We start from the raw sequence: 19,930 nt of genomic DNA, 5'->3' as shown, positions 1-19,930 counted from the left end.
GGGGTGGGAGGTGCCCGCGTTGCTGGCGTTCGCGGCGGTGTTCGTGGGTCTGGCCGCGTTCAGCGTGAGCCGCCGCGAGTAGCCGTGCGCCGTGTGTCGATGGACTTGCCCGGTGCCTTCCACTACGACGGCGGGCACCGCATCACGAAATATCCTCCAGAGGAGACCGCCTCATGAAGCTGCGTCTGCTTGGCTTGTCGATGGTCGGTGTCGCGGGGCTCTTGGCCCTGCCCGCGTGCAAGAAGGAGGAGGCGCCCACGTCCCCCGCCGAGCGTCCGGCGGCCCCCACGCAGCAGGCCGTGCCTCCGGCTCCCACGGCGGGAGCGGGTGCGGGCGAGGCGGCGGCCCCGGCGGTGCCCGCGGGCAACGGCGTGGTGAAGGGCACGGTGTCGTTCACCGGCACGCCGCCGGTGATGGCGGAGCTGGCGCCCAGCGTCGACCCCGCGTGTGACGGACGGCCGGAGAAGGAGCAGTCCGTGCTGGTGAAGGACGGCAAGCTCCAGAACGTGCTCGTGCGCGTGAAGGGGCCGGTCGCGGGTGCGCCCGCGGCGCCGTCCACGCCGGTGGAGGTGGACCAGTCGAAGTGCACCTACGTGCCTCGCGTGCAGGGTGCGGTGGCGGGCCAGCAGGTGGTGTTCAAGAACAGCGACGGCACGCTGCACAACGTGCGCGGCGTGGTGGGCACCAAGCCCCTGTTCAACGTGGCGCAGCCGCCCTCCGGAGCGCCGGTGCAGAAGCCGATGCCCACGGACGCGGAGGTGCTGCGCCTCAAGTGCGACGTGCACCCGTGGATGACGGCCTACGTGGTGAGCAACCCCAACCCGTACTTCGCCACCACCGCCGCGGACGGCTCCTTCACGCTGACGGGCCTGCCCGCGGGCACGTACACGCTGGAGGCGTGGCACGAGACGCTGGGCACGAAGACGGCGGAAGTCACCGTGAAGGACGGCGCGCCCGCGGAGGCGACGTTCTCCTTCGCCGCGACGGACGCGCAGGCGAAGCAGTAGTCCGCAAGGGGACCGGGGACGGCGCCTCCGCGCGGTCCCTGGACCCGGCGGAGGGCTTCGCGACGGAGCCTCCCATGCCCCCGCCTTGCATGGGGCACGCGGAACGCGCGCGGTTCACCGCCGCTAGGCCAGCGTGCTCGACACCGGACCCGGCGGCCCGGCCTTGCGCACCGTGAAGCCCACGCGCGCGCCGCCAGCGGGCCGGTTCTCCGCGAAGGTCTCACCGCCGTGGGCCTTGGCGATGCGCTGCACCAGCGCGAGCCCCAGCCCCAGCGAGCCGGCCTCGCGAGCCTCGCCGCCCCGGTCCTTCCGGTAGAACGGCTGGAAGATGCGCTTCTCCTCGCCAGGCAGAAGCCCCGGGCCCCGGTCCTCCACGCTGAAGGCGAGGTGCTCCTTCCCGTGCTCCTGGATGCGCAGTGCCTCCACGCCCACGCCGTGCTTGCGCGCGTTGTCGAGCAGGTTCACCAGCGCCCGGCCCAGCAGCGTTGCGTCCGCCATCAGCGCCACGTCGTCGGTCTCCGGCTGGAGCAGCGTCGCGGACAGCCCCACGCGCTCCAGCGCCTGCGCAGCGAGCACGCCCGCCTCCAGCGCCTTGGGCGTGAGCTGTCCGAAGTCCAGGCGGGAGCTGGCGAGCAGCTCGCCCACCAGCGCGTCCAGTTCCACGACCTCGCGGTCCACCTGGTCCAACGTGCGCGGGTTGCCGCTGCCGTCGCGCAGCAGCTCCGTCAGCACGCGCAGCCGCGCCAGCGGCGTGCGCAGCTCGTGCGACACCGCCGCCAGCAGCTCGCGTTGGTCCGCCATCTGCTTCTCGATGCGCGCCGCCATGTCGTTGAAGGACTCGGCGAGCACCGCGAACTCGCCGGTGGTGTGGCGGTCCAGGCTCGCCCGAGCGCCCAGGCGGCCCTCGCCCAGCTCCTGCGTGGCCTTCACCAGCGTGTCCACCGGCCGCGCCAGCCGGAACGAGATACCGCCCGCCGCCGTCCACAGCACCAGCACCGCGATGCCCAGCGGCAGCACGGCGCGCCAGGGGCCCCGCGAGCGGGTCTGCAGGTAGCAGGCCTGCAACGAACCCAGCTGCGTGTCCTGCCGCATCACCGGGAGGGTCGCGTCCGGCTTCGAGCACGGGGAGCCGCCCGTCGCCACCACCGCGCCGGACAGGTCCGTCAGCACGACGTCCACGTCCAGGTCGTCGGAGATGCTCCGCATCAGGGCGTCGCGCTCGGCGGGCGCGTCCCACACCTCCGCGAACTGGTGGCCCACGAACGCGCGGATGCGGTCCGTCTCCTGCCGCCAGCTGTTGCCGCCCGTCAGGTTCATCACCCACGACACCACGAGCACCGTCACCAGGATGGTGAGCCCGAACATGACGAACAGCCGCCGCCGCAGCCGCGCCTGTACGTAGGAGCCCAGCCGGCCCAGGTGGAACATGCGCCGGCGGCGGGCATGGGCCTGGGCGTGGCGGCCGAACCTCCGGTGCAGCTCCGGCCCGCAGTCCTCCCGCTTGGGAGGCCAGTGGTGATGGCCCCAGCCCATCAGGCGCCCTCCTTGGCGAACACGTAGCCCACGCCGCGCACCGTCTTGATGAGGCGTGTGCCCACGTCCCCCAGCTTCTGGCGCAGGTGGGAGATGTGCACGTCCACCGTGCGCTCGCTCACCACCGTGTCGCTGCGGCCCGCCTCGCCCAGCAGCGCGTCGCGGGGAATCACCCGGCCCGCCCTGCGCACCAGCGCGAGCAGCAGGTCGAACTCCAGGCCCGTCAGCTCCACCGCGCGCCCCTCCACCTTCACCTCGCGCCCGGACACGTCGATGGAGACCCCGCTCGACTCGAGCCGGTCCGCCACCGCCGCCGGCTGCGCCCGCCGCAGCACCGCGCGCAGGCGGGCGAGCAACTCGCGCGGTCCGAAGGGCTTGGGCAGGTAGTCGTCCGCGCCCAGCTCCAGGCCCACCACGCGGTCCGTCTCGTCGCCCTTGGCGGTGAGCATCAGCACCGGGATGCGGCTCTTGGCCCGGATGCGCTTGCACACCTCCAGGCCGTCCATGCCCGGCATCATCACGTCCAGGAGCACGGCGTCGTAGGCGTTGGCCTCCAGCGCCGCCAGCCCGCGGCCACCGTCGGGCGCGTGGCTGACGGTGATGCCGTTCTGCCCGAGGTACTCCGCGAGCAACTCGAACATCCGGGTGTCGTCATCGATGAGCAGGACGCGGGTGGGCATGGGCGGGGGCGAATCCTAACGCGCTCCCGGTGCGTCGGCCGGGCCCGGTGCGCCCTGGGGCCTGGGGGCATGCCAGTCCCAGTAGGGCGGCATCCCGTTTCGGTAGCTGGGGCCACCCCAGTCACCCCGGTGGCAGGCGGCGCGGTGGTGGCGGGCAATGCTCGCGAAGCCGGAGGCATAGCCTCCGATGGCACCCGCGGCGAGGAGGACGACGAGCAGACGGTGGCGCATGGGCAATCTCCAGGCAGGGGACAGGGAAGGGTGGTTTCAGACGAAGGACGCGGGGCCGTCATCGTTGTGGGGGCGGCCACCCCACCGGCCGTACCCGCCGCAGCGCCGCCCGTGCCAGCCCCGGCCCTCGCCGCGCCATCCGTAGCCCCAGCCGTGCTCGATGATGTCCGCGAGCTCGCGGCGCTGGTTGGGCTCCAGCGCCTCGTGCACCTGGGACAGGGCGTCCTGCACGGCGTTGCGCAGCGTCTCCAGCGCCACGTCGTGGCGGGTGAACAGCTCGCGCAGCATGGCGCCGTCGAAGTGCTCCCCGCGCAGCGAGCCCGCGAGCGACGTGCGGCTGGGGCCCCACTGGTCCTTCACCTTGGCGAAGGCCTCGCGCACGTTTTCCACGGCCTTCACGATGACCTTCTCCTGGCCGGGAGACGTCTCCAGCCGCTCGAAGAGCCAGCGCAGCCGGGGGCGCATGCCAAACCGGCCTCCGCGGCCGTGGTGGTGGTGTCCGTAGCGCCCCCGGCGCAGGGTGGCGAAGAGACCGGCGAGGCAGGCGGTACCGAAGATGAATCCGAACATGGTCTTGGCTCCAGGAAGCAGGCGAGCGCCGGATCGGCGGGCCCGTGTCGTTTCTGACGGAGCTCAAGGTAGAGGGCGGGTGTGAAGCCCACGCCCGGCGGCGGTGAAGAAGTGTGAAGGGCTTTCGGAGGGGTGTCCGGAATGCCCGGTGGGGCATGGGATGTTCCAAAGCCGGGCCTCGACTGCAGCCGCTGTGTCGGATGCAGGACGACTGCCGGCAGGATTCCACCCTCAGGAGTGGTGTTCGCGCCGGAAGTGGGTAGAGTACCCGGCGTGCCGGGGCGGTGTTCGTTCCGGCACCGGTGGAAGGCGCGAGCCTCCCACCTGTTCAGAGCAGAGAAAGAGAAGAGACTCACAATGGCTTCTGGTACCGTGAAGTGGTTCAACGACGCGAAGGGCTTTGGTTTCATCGCGCAGGACAATGGCGAAGACGTTTTCTGCCACCACACTGCGATCAACATGGATGGCTTCCGCACCCTGGCCGAGGGCCAGAAGGTGGAGTTCGAAGTCACCAAGGGCCCCAAGGGCCTGCAGGCGCAGAACGTTCGCGCCGGGTAAGCGAGCTGAACCGTCGACTCACCCCTTGAGGTGAGTCCTCGAAGCCCAGTCTCCCCGAGGAGGCTGGGCTTTCGTCTTTCCGGACGCAGGGCAGGCGGGCGACCACCGCGACGCGGCCCGCCACGGTCCGGGGTCTTCCCTACCTTCTCCCAGGAGGAGCGCGGCGCCGGACGCCGCCCCCCAAGGAGAGGCGAACATGGGCGACACCAGCGTGAAGAAGGTCGAAAGCCGCCATTCCCCCAAGGGGGAGATGGGCCAGAAGTACCTCGCATCCGGCGTCCGTGTGGCCATGCGGTTGTGGGAGGACGAGCCGCCCGCCGAGGCCAAGCCCGCCAGCACGCGCGACTACGAGACCGTGGGCTTCGTGCTCAAGGGCCGCGCGGAGCTGCACCTGGAGGGGCAGGTCATCCTGCTGAACCCCGGCGACTCCTGGCTCGTGCCGCGCGGGGCCAGCCACACCTACAAGGTCCTGGAGACCTTCTCCGCCGTGGAAGCCACGAGCCCCGTCTCCTCCGTCCACGGCCGCGACGAGCACGAGGCCCCGAAGGGCGCCAAGGCGTGACGAACCGTTGAGCTCAGGGACCGCCCTTCGGTGCCACCGGGGGCGGTTCCCGTTCAGTGAGCACGCCCACTGCATCGTCCATCTCCGAGGTGGAGGAGCAGGTAAAGGCCTGGGGAGAATTCGCCTTGCACACAAGCAAGGTGCCCGCGGGGACTGGCTTGTAGCCAGGGAGCACCGGGGAGCGGGCGTCCTCGCATGAGCCGCAGTCGAAGATGCCTGGGGCGTACGTCTCGTCAGGCATGCACAGCAGGCCTGCGGCGGACTGAAGGGCCCCCAGGGCGTACTCCGTGCCAAGGCACACGGTGGCTCCAACGGTTTGCGACTCGCAGCGCAAGTCCGCCTCACTGTCCGGATCCGGTACGAAGCGCTCGCAGACCCTTCGATGGACGCGTGACTGGAAGCGGCCGTTGCCTCCGCTCGGGTCGCTGTCGTACCAGAGCTGAAGGTGCTCTCCGTTCGCGGAGCGGAGCAGGGCCTGGGAAATGGCGGAGTCGATGCCTGGCAGGTGGAAGATGGCGATGAAGGGCTTGCCAGCCGCGTCAGCTGCCTCGACGCAGGCGCGCATTTTCAGCCGGTCCTCGTAGCTTCGGGCTTCGCCGCAATCCACGGACTGGGCGTCCGCCAGGGGGCGCGCGGTCGCCACGATGTCGCAATCATTGAAGTGCGCCTGCGTGGTGAAGCGGACGGTGCCGACAGGAGCAGCGGAAGGTGCCTGCTGGACGCCAGCGCATCCGGCCGCACCCAGCACGAGGGCGACCGCGAGGGAAAACCGTGAGGTCATCCCAGAATGCTCTCGCGTCCTCCCGGCATTGTCAGCCCCACGGGCAGGCTCCGTCCGGGGGGCGCATGAGAATCCTGTCCGTCGAAGAGAAGCCCCTTCATGAGTGGTGGTACCTGAACGCGTCGCCGCGCGGAGGCACCCGTGCGGAACGACTCCCCTTGCTGTGCGGACAGGTGGACGCCCTTCCCAGGGACCTGGACGCGGTCATCGCGCTCTCGGACCTCCAGGGGATGGCGCCTCATGCCGTGAAGGGCGGGGCGGCGGCGCTCCTGGGAGAGGTCGTGGCCGACGAGCTGGCGATGATGTGCAAGGCGGGCGGCCTCCCTCCCGCGAACCGCACCGGCATCATCCTGGCGGGAGACCTCTTCTCTAACGACACCGCGGATGAACGGGGCGCCTCCGGCGACGTGCGGAGCGTCTGGACTGCCTTCGCCAGGTACTTCCGTTGGGTCGTTGGCGTGGCGGGAAATCACGACACGTTCGGCGGTACCGGGGAGCGCGAGCGCTTCTTCCGCCAACCCAGGCAGAAGCTGCTGGATGGCGAAGTCGTCGCGCAGGACGGACTCGCGGTGGGCGGGGTGAGCTACATCATCGGGCGCCCGGACAAGCTCAACCGGCGCGAGCAATCCGCCCAACTGGAACGGATTGAAGAGGTGCTGCTCCAGGAGCCGCAGGTGCTCGTCCTCCACGAGGGCCCGGACGCCCCGGGAACGGGGCTGCGAGGCAACGCCATCATCCGGGAGGCGGTGGAGCCCTGGAGCAGGCTCCTCGTCATCTGCGGCCACTGTCATTGGGACGTGCCGCTCGTCACGCTCGCGAGCGGGACCCAGGTCCTCAACGTGGATGCGCGCGCGGTGATTCTCAGGCGTGCCGGGGCTTGATGGGAGCGCGCGTCCTGCGCCCCCAGAAGACGAAGAGCGACAGCGCGACCAGGAAGAAGTTGAAGGGCGTGTTCGCCGCCTCGCCGCGAGAGAAGTGGAAGACGATGGCGCTGACCTGGAGCAACGCGCAGCCCAGGGCCGCCAGGACCGTCAGGCCCGGTTTCACCCGCGTGAGCGAGGGCAGGACGACGCCCATCCCGCCCGCCAGGTCGACCGCGACGATGAAGTACAGGAACGCAGGCGACACCTGACCCGCCCACGGAATCATCGCGGCGAGCTCCGGCAGGGGCGTGAGCGCCTTCCAGATGCCCGAGCCGACGAAGGTGATGCCCAGCAGCGCCTGGACGACCCACAGGCCCATGTGAAGGGCTTTGGACGGCTTCGCTGAAACGCCAACGGGAGGGGAGAGCGTATCCATCGTGGCTCCGGGGTTACTTCCATGTGCCTGGTTACGGATGATGACCACGTCTCTCTGGCATACCGTGCACAGGCCGGACAAGGAGGCACATTGAAGTCACCAGGGTACGGAAAGATGACCGGGCGCTATGACGACGACTGCGTCGCGACGCGCGAAATCCTCAGCCTCGTCGGGGACAAGTGGAGCGTGATGGTCATCGTCAACCTGGGCGAAGGCCCCGTGCGCTTCAGCGAGCTCAAGCGCGCCATCGAGGGCATCTCCCAGCGCATGCTGACCCTCACGCTGCGCAACCTGGAGCGGGACGGACTGCTGACGCGCACCGTGCACCCGACGACGCCGCCGAGCGTGGACTACGCGCTCACGAAGCTGGGGCGCACGCTGCTCGAACCGGTGTCCGTGCTCGCGATGTGGGCGCAGCGACACCGGCCGGAGATTGAACGCTCCCGAGAGGCCTTCGCACGCACCGCCAGGGCGAAATGAGCGGTGTCGCGTTCCGTGCTGACGCAGCCGCTTGCTGAGGTGACGCGGCGCCAGGGCTGGCCCCCGGCCCTCCAGGGGCGAGCGCAGCGTGGCATCCGAATTGCGTAGGGGCTGGGCGTTCCCCCTCGCATCGGAAAAGCGCTCATGACCTCCAAGACGCCTTTCACCCAGGGCATCCTCATCTGCCCGACGACGCACATTGACTGGGATTGGGTCTACACGTTCGACCAGTACTACGCCTCCAACAGCCAGGCGACGGGCTCCAGCTCCGGACGCGACACGGTCCAGAACATCTTCAACGCCGCAGTGTCGCTCTTCTCCCGGCGGATCGGCTTCACCTTCTCCGTGACGGAGGTGGGCTTCCTGCAACGCTATGCGCGGGACAACCCGGCAGGCATCACGGTCTTCGCGGCGGCGGGTGACGACTTCTGCCTGATGGGCGGTGGCATCACGTCGCCGGACAACCTCGTCTGCGCGGGCGAACTCTTCATCCGCAACTACCTGGTGGGACGCACCTGGGCGAAGCAGGCCGGGCTCGAGGCCAACCTGTACGACTCGGCGTGGCTCCCGGATGACTTCGGGCATGACCCCCAGCTGCCGGTGGTGCTGAACGCCATGGGCCTCACCACGGCCGGGCTCTCCCGCGTGCCCGGCTCGCCCCAGGGGTCGCCGGGGGCCGCGCCCATCGACCCCGTGGGCCCCTCCATCGCGTCGCAGTTGAACACCCACGGCCTGGTCTTCCACTGGCAGGCAGGGGACGGCTCTCGCATCACCACGCTCTTCATGCCCAACACCTACGGCACCGTGGGCTACCTGGACGCGGACGACATCTCCAGCAATGCCCAGACGGTGAACCAGTTCGTCAACCAGTACGGCTCGGGCTGGCCCAACGGCCTCCGCTTCATTCCCGTGGGCATCGACTTCGCCACGCCCTCAGTCACCTCCCCGTCAGGCGAGGTGTTGAGCTGGTTGAACGTGACCCACGGCTACAACACCAGCAATGGCAACAGCAATGGCGTCAAGGGAACAACGGGGACGTTCAAGACATACATGGACGCCGTCCTGCAAAGCGGCGCCTCGCTCCCCGTGAACGCACCGCTCAACGCGCAGAACTACTGGACGGGTTACTTCGCCAGCCGCCCCGCGCTGAAGCGGAACCAGTACGCGGCGGTGCGCGCGCTGATGTCCGCGGAGGTCATCGGCGCGCTGCTTCGCACCAGCAGCAGCTACGCCACCTCTTCGCTGGACGCGTTCGACTCCACCGTCTGGAATGGCTGGGAGGTCCTGGCCCCCAGCTCCCATCACGACTTCGTGACGGGCACGTCTCCGGACAACGTGTATTACGGCGAGCAGCTGCCGCTGAGCCGGCAGGGCGTCTCGGTGGCGAGGGCCGCCCTGGACCAGGGGATGGAGCTGCTCGCGCAGGGCATCTCCGCGAAGCCTCAGTCCCAGGAGCTCCCTGTCGTCGTGTGCAACACGCTCGGGTTCGAGCGGGTCCACGGGCTGCTGGCGGAGCTGACCCCTCCACCGGCGGACCTGCGCTTCCACGCCGTGAAGAGCGTGCGGACCCGTGACGGCTTGCTGCCCATCCAGCGGGCCGCGAACGGGAACCTCCTCTTCATGGCGGCGCCCCCCAGCGCGGGATACGAGACGGTCTACCTCTCCACCCTGCCCCCGCCGGGGCCCATCGTGATTGCGCAGCCGTCCGTGAGCGGCACGGCGACCCTCGAGAACGACTTGATCAGCGTGACCCTCTCCAAGGAGCACGGGTGGGGCATCAGCCAGTTCTCGTATGGAGTGGACGGCGTGACTCGCAGCCTCTTCGCCTCCAAACGCGTGGGCAATCATCTGCGGTTCTACACCGACACTGGCAACATCTATCAGTTCGGCAATGAGCCGTATGCCTCCACCAATCCGCCTGCCTATGGCAAGTTCAGCAGGGACGGGTCCGCGAAGTTCGTGGGAGGAGACGCGCGGTGGCTGGAGCAGGGACCGTACCGTTATCGCTTGCAGGCGGAGGTGACGGAGCAGAACAGCGGCCACAGGTTCACGCTGGAGTACTCGCTGGTGGTGGGCGAGCGCTTCCTCCGGATGAAGCTCACGGGTGCCTCGCCTTCTGGCATGTCGGTCGCGGTGGCGTTCCCCATGGTGAACCCGAGCGGGACGGCGCCCACGACGCTCAGCTACGGCACGCCGCACTACCAGCAGGACGTCCTGCCCGTGCCCAACTGGCCCGGTCCGACCTTCGTCGCCACGCATGACTACGTGATTCCCTGCATCCAGCAGGGCAGCCAGCCGGTGGGAGGCATCTACCATCAGGGCATCCCGGCCTGGACGCTGGACGAAGAGGGCGCCCTGCTCGGCGTCGTGCTCCGCAACACCCCCGCGGGCGGCCGGGGCGCGTCTGGCAGCGACTTCGGCTGGCATGAGCAGGAGTACGTCGTGGCGCCCCCGCTGTCTGTCAATGGCACGCCCCGGCTCGGCACGCCCCTGAAGGACGCCCTGTCGGTCACCACCCCGCTGGAGGCCCGCTTCATCTCCGGTGGACAGGAAGGGCAGGGGGGCGCGCTGGCGGAGACGGGCTCGCTGGGACAGGTGACGGCGACGAACGCCGGGACGCCGGTGGAGTCGGAGGACGTGATGATTCGCGTGGCGCGGGTTCAGGCGCCGGGAGCGGCGGGGGGCTCCTCCAGCTGTGGCACGACGAGCGGTGCGATTCCGAGCAGCCTGGTGGTGCGCACCGAGAAGCGGGGCAGCCAGGCCACCCAGCTCACGGTGCGGCTCCCCTTCCTGGCGAAGGCAGGCAGCGCCGAGACCCAGGCGGTCACCGCGCTCGAAGCGCCGCTGACGGAGCTGGCGGCCGTGCCCTCGGGGACGGACACCGTGACGGTGGACTCACCCCGTGCGCTGGCCGCGACGCGAATCGCATGGTGCCGCACGCAGGGGGGCTGAAGCGCTCTCAACGAGTGCTTTTCTTCGCGAGGGGACGGGCACAGGATGACGGGAGGATGCCTCCCCGTGCTGCCCGTCCACCTCGCTGTTCGCGTTGCAACCTGGCGAAACACCTGTGCCTGTGCACGGAGGTTCCGCAGGTGGAGACCCGGACCCGCTTCGTCTTCCTCCAGCACGTGATGGAGGTGTCGAAGCGGAGCAACACCGGGGGCGTGGCCGCGCTCGCCCTCGCGAACGCGAAGCTGCTCATCCACGGCTCGATGGCGGGGACCCTCGACATCGAGGTCCTCTCCGAACCGGGGACCTGGTTGCTCTTCCCAGACGGTCCCACCGCGCCGCCGGACGCGCCTCCTCCCAGGCAGGTGGTGGTGTTGGACGCGAACTGGTCGCAGGCGCGGAGGATGACCCAGCGGCTCCCTGAGTTGCGGGCACTGCCCCGGCTGGTGCTGCCTCCGCCGGAGCCCGGCCTGCTCCGGCTTCGCGAACCCTCGCACCCCGCGGGGATGTCCACCCTGGACGCCGTGGCCCGCGCGGTGGCCTTGCTGGAAGGACCCGAGGTGGCGGCGCCGTTGGTGAGGCTGGCGGCGCTCCGGGTGCAGCGCATCGCCGACTGTGGGACCCTGAACTGAGTCCCATGGGATACCGGCTGATCATCTTCGACTTCGACGGGACGCTCGCGGACAGCGCGGATTGGCTGCGCGGCATCTTCAACGACGTGGCCCGGCGCTATGGCTTCCGCACCGTCAGCGAGGAGGAGCTGGAGGCGCTGCGCGGGCAGGACACCCGGGCCATCATCGCGCAGCTCGGCGTGCCCATGTGGAAGATGCCCTTCATCGCCGCCCACATGCGCAAGCTCGTCGCGCGTGACGCGCACCGCATCCCGACCTTCCCGGGCGTGGAGGCGATGCTGGAGCAACTGGAGGCACGGGGCATCACCCTGGCCGTGGTGAGCTCCAACGCGGAGGAGAACGTGCGGCGCGTGCTGGGGCCGGTGGCGTCCGCGCGCATCCGTTACTACGCCTGCGGCGCGGGCCTCTTCGGCAAGCGGACGAAGTTCCGGAAGGTGCTGAAGGCCGCGGGAGTGCGTCCTGGTGAGGCCCTCTCCGTGGGCGACGAGGTGCGCGACATCGAGGCCGCGGCGGCCGAGGGCATCGCCACCGCCGCGGTGACGTGGGGCTACGCGACGGAGGCGCTGCTGCGCTCACGCGCGCCCACCGTCGTCTTCACCCGCCTCGACGAACTGCTGCCATTCGTCGCGGCGTAGGCGTGCCCTGTCAGCGCGTGCTGTTGCGCAGATACTGCGCATAGAACCGGATGGCGGCGGCGTGCTCCTCCACGGAGAGCCGTTCGTCGCGGCCGTGCATCCGGGTGAGGTCCTCGCGGTTCATCCGTACCGGCACGAAGCGATACACGCTGTCGCTCAGGGGATGGAAGTAGCGCGCGTCCGTGGCCGCCACGGTGAGGAAGGGCGCCACCAGCACGTCCGGGAACACCTGCCGGATGCTGCGCTGCAACTGCCCCCAGCCTTCCGTGTCCATGCGTGACACCGGCGAGGCCTCGTCGCCCTCGGCGGTCAGCTCCACCCGCTCGTCCTCCACCACCTTGCGCACGTGGGTGCGCACGTCCTCCAGGCTGTCGCCCGGCAGCAGGCGGACGTTGAGCACCGCTCTCGCCTGTGAGGGCAGCACGTTGGGCTTGGGGCTGCCTTCGAGCATGGTGGCCGCGAAGGTGGTGCGGATGCTGGCGTTCGTGGAGGGAGCCGCGGACATCCGCCGCTCGATGACGGGCGCGAAGAGCCAGGTGTTGGCGAAGAGCAGGCGCATGCCGAAGTTCATCTCCGGCCCCACGTACTCGAAGAGCGCCCGCGTCCCGCCGCGCAGCTCGGGCTTGAACGGGTTCTCCTCCAGCCGCACGAGCGCCCGGGCCAGGGTGTTCGCTGCGGTCTGCGGGGGCGGCATGGACGCGTGTCCGCCCGCGCTCCGCACCACCAACTCCACGCGCGCCGAGCCCTTCTCCGCCACGCCCACCAGCGCCACCGGCGCGGCCACGCCGGGCACGAGCCCCACGCCAATGGGGCCACCCTCGTCCAGCACCGACTCCAGGCGCACGCCCCGCTCGCGCAGCAGCGCGGCCACGCGAGCGGCACCGTCATGCCCGCCCACCTCCTCGTCCGCGCCGAACGCGAGCATCACCGTGCGGCGGGGGCGGTAGCCCTCGGCGAGCAGGCCCTCCACGGCTTCCAGGATGGCCAGCACGCTGCCCTTGTCGTCCAGCGTCCCGCGTCCGTACACATAGCCATCCGCCACGACGCCACCGAAGGGCGGGTGGCTCCAGGTGGCCTCCGCCTCCGCGGGCACCACGTCCAGGTGGCCCATCAGCAGCACGGGTTGAAGGCCGGGCTCCGAACCCTTCCAGGTGTAGAGGTGCGCATGCGCGCCCACGGCCTCATGCGCGAGCTCCGCGTGCATGCGGGGAAACCGCGCCACGAACCCGTCATGCAGCGCCTGGAAGGCGGCGTCCTCCGCCCTCATTCCGTCGGAGGAGGCGATGGTGCGGTGGCGCAGTGCCTCCGCGAGGCGACTCGCTGCCGCGGCGGCATCCACCGTGAAGGGCTCGGCGGGCTCGGCGGTCACCTGCCGTGAACCGAAGCGCAGCGTGCGGACGACGAGGACGCCCCCGAGAAGCAGGACGAGGACCAGCAGGACGAGGAGGACGCGCTTCATCGGTTGGGAGTTCCCGGAGAGGTCGCCACCGAGCCTAGCAGCAGGCGCGGCGCAGCACTCCCGGCGGCGAAGCCAGACACCGCGACCCCAGGGCGAGGCCCTGGGGCCTCTCCGGCCGGATTCCAACATCGGGGGGGCCCCGGCGGGTGGCTCCAGCGCAGGGGCTGGAAGGCTAGCCTGCAACGCGAAAGCCAGTAACAAATCGAAATACAGTCGTGATGACACAGGAGGCGGGGGGCACAGCCATGCGGATGCTGCGAATGAGGGCCGTGCTCGTCCCTGATCAGGGGGCGTTGGCGGTGTCGGAGGACTACTTCCGTTCCGCGCACCATCTGCGAGCCGAACAGGTGACGCATACGCTGGTCCTCGAGGACGGCAGGGGGAACGCGCAGCGGGTGCCGCTCATCGTGCGGCCCATCGAGGGGACGCCCTACCGCGATGCCATCTCCCCGTATGGCTTTCCCGGCGGCGCGCTGGCCGGGCTCCGGGAGGTGTCGAAGGATGCGGTGGATTGGACGGGGACGGAGCTCGTCAGCATCTTCGTACGCGACCGCGTCTCGGGGCCCCGGTGCTTCGCGGGCGGGACGGAGCGCAACGAGGTGTTCTTCATCGACCCGCGCCTGCCGGTGGCGTTCCGGGAGATGCATTACCGGCACATCCGGCGCAACCTCCGGCTGGGCTTCGTGAGCACCGCGAGTGAGGCGCGCGAGGCGTCGCGCAAGGACCGGGAGGGATTCCAGTTGGCCTACCGGCAGACCATGGTTCGCGAAGGCGCGAACCCCCGGTACTTCTTCTCCGACGCCTATTTCGAGCAGCTGTTCTCGTCGCCGTGGGCCTGGCTGGTGACGACGCATGCACCGGAGGGGGGCGTGGCCTCCGCCGCGCTGTGTGTCAGCAGCGACGGCATGCTGCACTACTACCTGGGCGGAACCGCGGATGCGCACCTGTCGCGCTCGCCGGCGAAGAATGTCTTTGGAACGCTGGTGGAACTCTGCTCGCAACTCGGCGTGACGCTCCATCTGGGCGGAGGCGTCCAGCCGGGGGACAGCCTCGAGCAATTCAAACGGAGCCTGTCCAACGCGAGCTCACGCCTCCACACCCATGAGTTGATCTGCGACCCGGCGGTGTATGCCCGCCTGTCGGAAGGCCGTGACGACACGGGCTTCTTCCCTGCGTATCGCGCGCCCCGGAATTGAGTGACAGGTCGCATCCCTGCCCTCTGACACGAGGGCAGGCGCCTGCGGAAGACGTGACACATGTCCGCGACCCAAGGGCGCATGGTGAGAATACCGTGAGACACCTACCGTTGGACCTGCTCCGAAGGCTGGCCGGAGAGTCCCAGGAAGGGTGAACCCGGATGACACGCATTCCTGCCGCTCCGGAGACGAACCCACCGCGTCTGATGGAACTGGACGCGCTCCGGGGTTTCGCGGCGCTGGCGGTCGCGCTGTATCACTTCACGGCGGAATACAGCGACCTCTACGGACACACGGTTCCGCTCTGGGAGATGCGCTTCGGGAAGTATGGCGTCCAGCTCTTCTTCGCCATCAGCGGCTTCGTCATCCTGATGTCGCTGGAGCGCGTGGAACGGGCCCGGGACTTCGTGTGGAGCCGCGCGGCCCGGCTCTACCCGTCCTATTGGACGGCCGTCGCGCTCACCTTCACGGGGGTGACGCTGTTCGGGCTGCCGGAGCGTGAATTCAGCCTCCAGACGGCCCTGGTCAACCTGACCATGTTTCACGAGTTCCTCCGCGTCCCGCACGTCGACACCGTGTATTGGACGCTGACCATCGAGCTGTCGTTCTACCTGCTGATGTTCGTGCTCGCGTACACGCGGACGCTGCCCAGGATCATCCCCATCTTCATCGTGCTCGTCGTGTTGCAGACCCTGGCGGAGCTGGCGGCCCAGTCCCTGGGCGTGACCTTCCTGGCGCGGCTCGCGAGCCGACCGCACCTGCAGTACTTCGCGCTGGGCGTGCTGGCCTTCAAGCAGAGCCGCGGCGAGGTCTCCCGTCCGTCCGCGCTCGTGCTGGTCGCCGTCAGCTTCGCTCACGAGGTGCTCGTGGGGAGTGAGGCTCCCGCCCTCGTATTCCCGGTGGTGCTGGGCCTCGCCTACGCGTTGTCCAAGGGCTGGCTGCGCTGGCTCACCTGGCGCCCGCTGCTCTTCATGGGGTTCATCTCCTACCCGTTCTACCTGGTCCACCAGAACATCGGTTACGTCATCATCCGGCGGCTCGAGGCATCGGCCTGGCGCCCGGAGGCAGCCATCGCGGTCGCGCTGGTGGCCGGGTTCGTGCTGGCCATCGTCATCACCTACGGAGTCGAACAGCCCGCGTTGCGTGCCTTCCGGCAGTGGCGGCGGAAGGCAGGAGTCCGGGCGGCGGTTCCGCCACGCCTCGCCTGAGGGCCTCCGCGCCCCGCGCTGGAGCAGGGAGTCGGCGGGCCCTGCATCGCTCATGGAAAGGATGCGCTCGAATGAATCACACCGAAGCCTTGCGACTGCCGTCTCCGAGCCTGAAGTCCTGCCGCGCGGTCCTGATTCCTGACGCGGGGATGTCCACCCTGTCGGAGGACTACTTCCGCTCCGCGCACCACCTGCGGGCGGAGGGCGCGACACATACACTGCTCATCGAGGACGGCGACGGGCGTGCGCTGCGGGTGCCACTCCTCGTGCGGCCCATCGAGGGGACGCCCTACCAGGACGCCATCTCCCCGTATGGCTTTCCCGGCGGGCGGATGGATGGATTGAGCGAGGTTTGGAAGGACGCCGTGGATTGGACCGGCATCGGGCTCGTGAGCCTCTTCGTGCGCGACCGCGTCTCGGGGCCCCGCTGCTTCGCGGGCGGGACGGAGCGCAACGAGGTGTTCTTCATCGACTCCCGGCGTCCGCTCGAGTTCCAGGCGGAGGCCCGCCGGCAGATGCGGCGCAACACGCGGCTGGGCTACGTGAGCACCTGCGGTCCGGCGCGCGAGGCCTCGCACGAGGAGCGCGAGGGCTTCAAGGAGGTCTACCGGCAGACCATGGTCCGCGACGAAGCGCACGCCCGGTACTTCTTCTCCGACGCGTACTTCGAGGACCTGTTCTCCTCGCCCCTGGCCTGGCTCCTGACGACGCGTGCTCCGGACCGTTGCATCGCCTCCTCGGGGGTGGTGGTCGCCAGCGACGGCGTGCTGCACTACTACCTGGGCGGGACGGCGGATGCGCACCTGTCGCGCTCTCCGACCAAGAACACCGTCTTCGAGGCCATGGTGGCGCTCAGTGTCCGCATGGGACTGCCATTGCACCTGGGCGGTGGCGTGCGGCCGGGGGACGGCCTCGAGCAGTTCAAGCGGAGCTTCGCGAACGCAAGCTCCCGCCTCCACACCCACGAGATCATCTGCGAGCCCTCGGTGTACGCGCGCCTTTCGGCGGGCCGAGACGACACGGGCTTCTTCCCGGCGTATCGCGCGCCGAGGGGCTGAACAGGGGAGGGCCCTCCCGTCTTCGCGCCCCCTGTCAGGAAGGGCCCGGTGTTTTCGTCCCGCCCGGACCCGATACACCCAGGAGCCCGCCGGATGTCGGACGCCAGTTCCGCAGATGAGTGAGCCGCGGCGACACGTTCACCGTTGCCGCGGCCCTCTGCCACAGCTCATCCCGGTCCCCGTGGAGAGGCAGATCGCCGCCAGATGTTCCTCATTTGCGCGGATGCCTTCATGTCTGACCCCAAAGCCCTGTCGTGGAATCTCTCCGTGCCAGCAGCGCTGTTGCTGATGGCCCCCTTCGACCTCCTGGCCTCGCTGGCCATGGACATCTACCTGCCCGTGGTTCCGGCCATGACCGGAGTCCTCGGCACCTCTGCCTCCATCATCCAACTCACGCTGAGCCTCTACATGGCCATGCTCGGGGCCGGACAACTGGTGTTCGGCCCGCTCTCGGACCGCATCGGACGGCGCCGGGTGTTGCTGGGGGGCGCGTGGGTCTTCGCGCTCTCCTCCTTCCTGCTCGCGAGCACCACCGATGCCGCGATGTTCGTCGGGTTCCGGCTCCTGCAAGCCATGGGGGCCTCCGCCGCGCTCGTCGCGACGTTCGCCACCGTCCGGGACGTCTATGCGGAGCGGCCCGAAGGCGCGGTCATCTACAGCCTGTTCAGCGCCATGCTGGCCTTCGTTCCGGCATTGGGCCCCATCGCCGGGGCGCTGCTCTCACGGCGCTTTGGATGGCGGTCCCTCTTCGTCACGCTCGGAGTCCTGGCGACGGCGGCGTTGCTCCAGGCCCTGCCTCGCTGGCCTGAAACACGTCCCTCCGGCGTGGCTATTCAGAAGGTGTCCGGCCCACGCATCCTGCGCAGCGCCGCGTTCTGGACGTACACGCTGGGCTTCAGCGCGGCGATGGGCTCCTTCTTCGTGTTCTTCTCCACGGCGCCCCGGGTGCTCATGGGACGGGCGGGCTTCTCGGAGCTGGGCTTCAGCCTGGCCTTCGCCACCGCCGCGCTCGCCATGATGGTGACGACGCGCTTCGCGAAGCACTTCGTGGCCCGCTGGGGACTGGCGGGCAGCCTTGCTCGCGGCATGCTCCTGTTGCTGCTGGGCGCGGCGCTGCTCACCGCCGGGCAGCTCCTCACGGCGCCGTCCTTCTGGACGTTCGTCGCGCCCATGTGGATCATCTCCGCGGGCATCGTGTTCGCCGCGTCCGTCACCGCCAATGGCGCGCTCCAGGCCTTTGGCTCCGTGGCGGGAACAGCGGTCGCGCTCCACTTCTGCATCCAGAGCCTCGTCGTCGGCGTCGTGGGGACCCTGATGGTCGTCCTGCTCGACGGCGACACCGCCTGGCCGCTGGTGGGTTACGCCTCGCTCATGGCGGGGGTGACGTTGGGCTGCCTGGCATCCTTCAGGCGCGCCTAGCCCTTCCGGTCCCGGCGCCACCTCGCGGGGGTGGTGCCGTGGGCCCGCCGGAAGGCCTTGCCGAAGTGCACCGCGTCGGCGAAGCCCGTCGCTTCGGCGACCTGCTCCAGCGACGCGGGCGTGCTCAGCATCATCGCCTGTGCGCGCTCGAGGCGGGCTCGCAGTTGCCATTGATAGGGCGCCACGCCCGTGGAGGCCTTGAAGGCGCGGCTGAAGTGCGCCTGGGACAGGTCCACCAGCGCCGCCAGCTCCGACAGCTCGACCCGTCCAGGCAGGCGCGACTCCATGAAGTCGAGCACCCGCCGGAGCTGCCACGGTGCCAGGCCCTTGCGTGTTGAAGGACGTTCTCCACGACGCGACCCCAGCCTGGCGAAGAGGGCGGCGGTCAATCCATCGCCGTAGAGCTGGGTGGCGGGGTCGTCGTCATCCACCACGTCGGCCAGCAGCCGCATCAGCGTCCAGAGCCGGTCATCCACGAAGCGCAGCCTCGGCGCACCCAGCTCGGTGGGGCTCAGCGGTTGGCCCAGGCGCTCGCCCAGGTCCTTCAAGTCGAACGTGAGCACGGCGTCGCGCACCAGGCGCGAATTGGCGCTGTAGCCCCACAGTGGCATGCCGGCGGGGATGAGGTTCAGCTGCCGGGGGACGTAACCGATGGCGCAGGGCCGGCCTTCGCGCAGGCGCGGCTCGCAGGGCACCCCAACCTCCTCCAGCAACGCGCTCAGGCGTGTATGGCTTTCCAGGCACAGGGGATGCTCGGCCGGCCCCGAACAGCGGGTGGCATTCACATCCACGCAGATGCCATTCCATTTTCGCCGGCTGACGGAGATATCCACCACGTTCTCCGGCAGCGGGCTCAGCCGTTCAGCGCGCGTCTCCACGACATCGTCCTCCCATTCCCCAGGCGGCGGGGAGCCACTTCCCTGGAGGACGATGTCAGCAGTCCGGAGGTGAGTCACCCCCTGGACCGGGCCCGCCGTGCCTTCAGACGCCCCGGCCGGGCCGGCCCGCCAGCAGCTGCAGCTCCCAGGCGAAGGCCACGGCGCTGCCGCCGCCGTGCTCGGACAACACGCCGGCGAGCTCGGTGGCGCTGTCCTCGCGGGCCCAGTCGCGCTGCCATTCGGCGGCCACCGCCATCCAGGTGATGGGCGTCACGCCCGCCATCTGCATGCGGCGCACCGCCATGTCATGCGCTTCGCGGCTGACGCCACCGGAGGCGTCCGTGACGGCGTAGACGTCATAGCCCTCGCCCGCGGCCTGGATGGCGGGCATGGCCAGGCAGATTTCCGTCCACAGCGCGGCGATGATCAGCTTCTTGCGGTCCGTCTTCTTCACCGCGTCCACCACGCGGCGGTCCTCCCAGGTGTTGATGAAGGTCCGGTCGATGGGCTTCTGCTCGGGGAACACGTCCTGCAGGCCCTTGATCAGGTAGCCGCCGCGCTCCTCGATGACGGTGGTGAGGATGGTGGGCACCTTGTAGACCCGCGCCGCCTTCGCCAGACCGACGACGTTGTTGACCACCATCGTCGGCTCATGGCTGTGCAGGTTGGCGAACTGGTAGGGCTGATGGTCGATCAACACCAGCACGGAGTTCTGGGGCGTCAGCAGGGCTTCGAGCCCCCGGTGGGAGGGCGTCGGGGAAGTGCTCATGGTCTGGAGACTCCTGGGTGGGGGAC

General features: G+C 69.5%; 21 protein-coding genes. 12 read left to right on the top strand and 9 right to left on the bottom strand.

What is annotated here, in order from left to right; translation table 11 throughout:
- Window positions 1-173: 173 nt before the first annotated feature.
- Window positions 174-1,007, top strand: coding sequence for a carboxypeptidase regulatory-like domain-containing protein (locus D7Y11_RS32935; RefSeq protein WP_172814610.1), 834 nt, complete (start codon window positions 174-176; stop codon window positions 1,005-1,007).
- Between the two features lie 123 nt (window positions 1,008-1,130).
- Here D7Y11_RS32935 and D7Y11_RS32930 read toward each other — a convergent pair whose 3' ends face one another.
- The 4 genes from D7Y11_RS32930 to D7Y11_RS32915 are packed head-to-tail and all read right to left on the bottom strand — an operon-like array spanning window position 1,131 to window position 4,021.
- The gene (locus D7Y11_RS32930; protein WP_126935667.1) at window positions 1,131-2,540 is read right to left on the bottom strand and encodes an ATP-binding protein; all 1,410 of its coding nucleotides are present in this window, start codon (window positions 2,538-2,540) and stop codon (window positions 1,131-1,133) included.
- A complete protein-coding gene (locus tag D7Y11_RS32925; protein WP_120578923.1) occupies window positions 2,540-3,220 on the bottom strand; it encodes a response regulator transcription factor in 681 nt (226 codons plus the stop codon). The genes D7Y11_RS32930 and D7Y11_RS32925 overlap by 1 nt, the downstream gene beginning before the upstream one ends.
- Window positions 3,221-3,235: 15 nt before the next feature.
- Window positions 3,236-3,451: a hypothetical protein gene (locus D7Y11_RS32920; protein ID WP_120578922.1), complete on the bottom strand. Its 216-nt coding sequence runs from the start codon at window positions 3,449-3,451 to the stop codon at window positions 3,236-3,238.
- 36 nt (window positions 3,452-3,487) lie between these two features.
- Window positions 3,488-4,021 (bottom strand): periplasmic heavy metal sensor, encoded by a 534-nt coding sequence (locus D7Y11_RS32915; protein WP_120578921.1) that lies wholly within the window; start codon window positions 4,019-4,021, stop codon window positions 3,488-3,490.
- Window positions 4,022-4,378: 357 nt separating this feature from the next.
- On the opposite strand from D7Y11_RS32915, the gene D7Y11_RS32910 reads away from it, so the two are divergent.
- Together D7Y11_RS32910 and D7Y11_RS32905 are read left to right on the top strand one after the other, a co-directional pair.
- Window positions 4,379-4,579 carry a cold-shock protein gene (locus D7Y11_RS32910; RefSeq protein WP_120563874.1) on the top strand — a complete coding sequence of 67 codons (201 nt, stop codon included), beginning with the start codon at window positions 4,379-4,381 and terminating at the stop codon, window positions 4,577-4,579.
- 196 nt (window positions 4,580-4,775) lie between these two features.
- Complete coding sequence (locus D7Y11_RS32905; protein ID WP_120578920.1) at window positions 4,776-5,141, top strand: cupin domain-containing protein; 366 nt, start codon at window positions 4,776-4,778, stop codon at window positions 5,139-5,141.
- A gap of 13 nt (window positions 5,142-5,154) precedes the next feature.
- Here D7Y11_RS32905 and D7Y11_RS32900 read toward each other — a convergent pair whose 3' ends face one another.
- Entirely contained in the window at window positions 5,155-5,922 is a 768-nt protein-coding gene (locus tag D7Y11_RS32900) for a hypothetical protein (protein ID WP_120578919.1), read from the bottom strand.
- A 65-nt stretch (window positions 5,923-5,987) separates the two neighbouring features.
- Here D7Y11_RS32900 and D7Y11_RS32895 point away from each other — a divergent pair, with 65 nt between their 5' ends.
- Window positions 5,988-6,803 (top strand): metallophosphoesterase, encoded by an 816-nt coding sequence (locus tag D7Y11_RS32895; RefSeq protein WP_233605200.1) that lies wholly within the window; start codon window positions 5,988-5,990, stop codon window positions 6,801-6,803.
- Here D7Y11_RS32895 and D7Y11_RS32890 read toward each other — a convergent pair.
- Window positions 6,784-7,164, bottom strand: coding sequence for a DoxX family protein (locus D7Y11_RS32890; protein WP_233607454.1), 381 nt, complete (start codon window positions 7,162-7,164; stop codon window positions 6,784-6,786). The genes D7Y11_RS32895 and D7Y11_RS32890 overlap by 20 nt on opposite strands.
- A gap of 171 nt (window positions 7,165-7,335) precedes the next feature.
- Here D7Y11_RS32890 and D7Y11_RS32885 point away from each other — a divergent pair, with 171 nt between their 5' ends.
- From D7Y11_RS32885 to D7Y11_RS32870, 4 genes are all read left to right on the top strand, one after another.
- A complete protein-coding gene (locus D7Y11_RS32885) occupies window positions 7,336-7,701 on the top strand; it encodes a helix-turn-helix domain-containing protein (RefSeq protein WP_233597224.1) in 366 nt (121 codons plus the stop codon).
- 144 nt (window positions 7,702-7,845) lie between these two features.
- Window positions 7,846-10,653, top strand: coding sequence for a hypothetical protein (locus D7Y11_RS32880; RefSeq protein ID WP_126935666.1), 2,808 nt, complete (start codon window positions 7,846-7,848; stop codon window positions 10,651-10,653).
- A gap of 56 nt (window positions 10,654-10,709) precedes the next feature.
- A complete protein-coding gene (locus D7Y11_RS32875; RefSeq protein ID WP_120578915.1) occupies window positions 10,710-11,282 on the top strand; it encodes a tRNA-uridine aminocarboxypropyltransferase in 573 nt (190 codons plus the stop codon).
- Window positions 11,283-11,287: 5 nt separating this feature from the next.
- Window positions 11,288-11,917 carry an HAD hydrolase-like protein gene (locus tag D7Y11_RS32870; RefSeq protein ID WP_126935665.1) on the top strand — a complete coding sequence of 210 codons (630 nt, stop codon included), beginning with the start codon at window positions 11,288-11,290 and terminating at the stop codon, window positions 11,915-11,917.
- Window positions 11,918-11,927: 10 nt separating this feature from the next.
- Here the strand turns inward: D7Y11_RS32870 and D7Y11_RS32865 are convergent, their stop codons facing one another.
- The gene (locus D7Y11_RS32865; RefSeq protein WP_120578913.1) at window positions 11,928-13,376 is read right to left on the bottom strand and encodes a M20 family peptidase; all 1,449 of its coding nucleotides are present in this window, start codon (window positions 13,374-13,376) and stop codon (window positions 11,928-11,930) included.
- 245 nt (window positions 13,377-13,621) lie between these two features.
- On the opposite strand from D7Y11_RS32865, the gene D7Y11_RS32860 reads away from it, so the two are divergent.
- The 4 genes from D7Y11_RS32860 (at window position 13,622) to cml (ending at window position 18,257) form a co-directional block, all read left to right on the top strand.
- Window positions 13,622-14,572, top strand: coding sequence for a GNAT family N-acetyltransferase (locus tag D7Y11_RS32860; protein ID WP_120578912.1), 951 nt, complete (start codon window positions 13,622-13,624; stop codon window positions 14,570-14,572).
- 161 nt (window positions 14,573-14,733) lie between these two features.
- Window positions 14,734-15,780 carry an acyltransferase gene (locus D7Y11_RS32855; protein WP_120578911.1) on the top strand — a complete coding sequence of 349 codons (1,047 nt, stop codon included), beginning with the start codon at window positions 14,734-14,736 and terminating at the stop codon, window positions 15,778-15,780.
- 71 nt (window positions 15,781-15,851) lie between these two features.
- Window positions 15,852-16,838, top strand: coding sequence for a GNAT family N-acetyltransferase (locus D7Y11_RS32850; protein ID WP_126935664.1), 987 nt, complete (start codon window positions 15,852-15,854; stop codon window positions 16,836-16,838).
- A gap of 231 nt (window positions 16,839-17,069) precedes the next feature.
- Window positions 17,070-18,257 carry a CmlA/FloR family chloramphenicol efflux MFS transporter gene (cml, locus tag D7Y11_RS32845; RefSeq protein WP_199753842.1) on the top strand — a complete coding sequence of 396 codons (1,188 nt, stop codon included), beginning with the start codon at window positions 17,070-17,072 and terminating at the stop codon, window positions 18,255-18,257.
- Here the strand turns inward: cml and D7Y11_RS32840 are convergent.
- Together D7Y11_RS32840 and D7Y11_RS32835 are read right to left on the bottom strand one after the other, a co-directional pair.
- Entirely contained in the window at window positions 18,254-19,135 is an 882-nt protein-coding gene (locus D7Y11_RS32840) for a helix-turn-helix domain-containing protein (RefSeq protein WP_126935662.1), read from the bottom strand. The two genes, cml and D7Y11_RS32840, sit on opposite strands and share 4 nt — an antisense overlap.
- A gap of 103 nt (window positions 19,136-19,238) precedes the next feature.
- Window positions 19,239-19,904, bottom strand: coding sequence for a hydrolase (locus tag D7Y11_RS32835; RefSeq protein WP_120597935.1), 666 nt, complete (start codon window positions 19,902-19,904; stop codon window positions 19,239-19,241).
- Window positions 19,905-19,930: the final 26 nt, after the last annotated feature.

Source organism: Corallococcus sp. AB018, assembly GCF_003986945.1.
GTDB lineage: Bacteria > Myxococcota > Myxococcia > Myxococcales > Myxococcaceae > Corallococcus > Corallococcus exiguus.
Note: the sequence above shows the minus strand (reverse complement) of the source record. Positions and strands in the feature narration are given on the sequence as shown.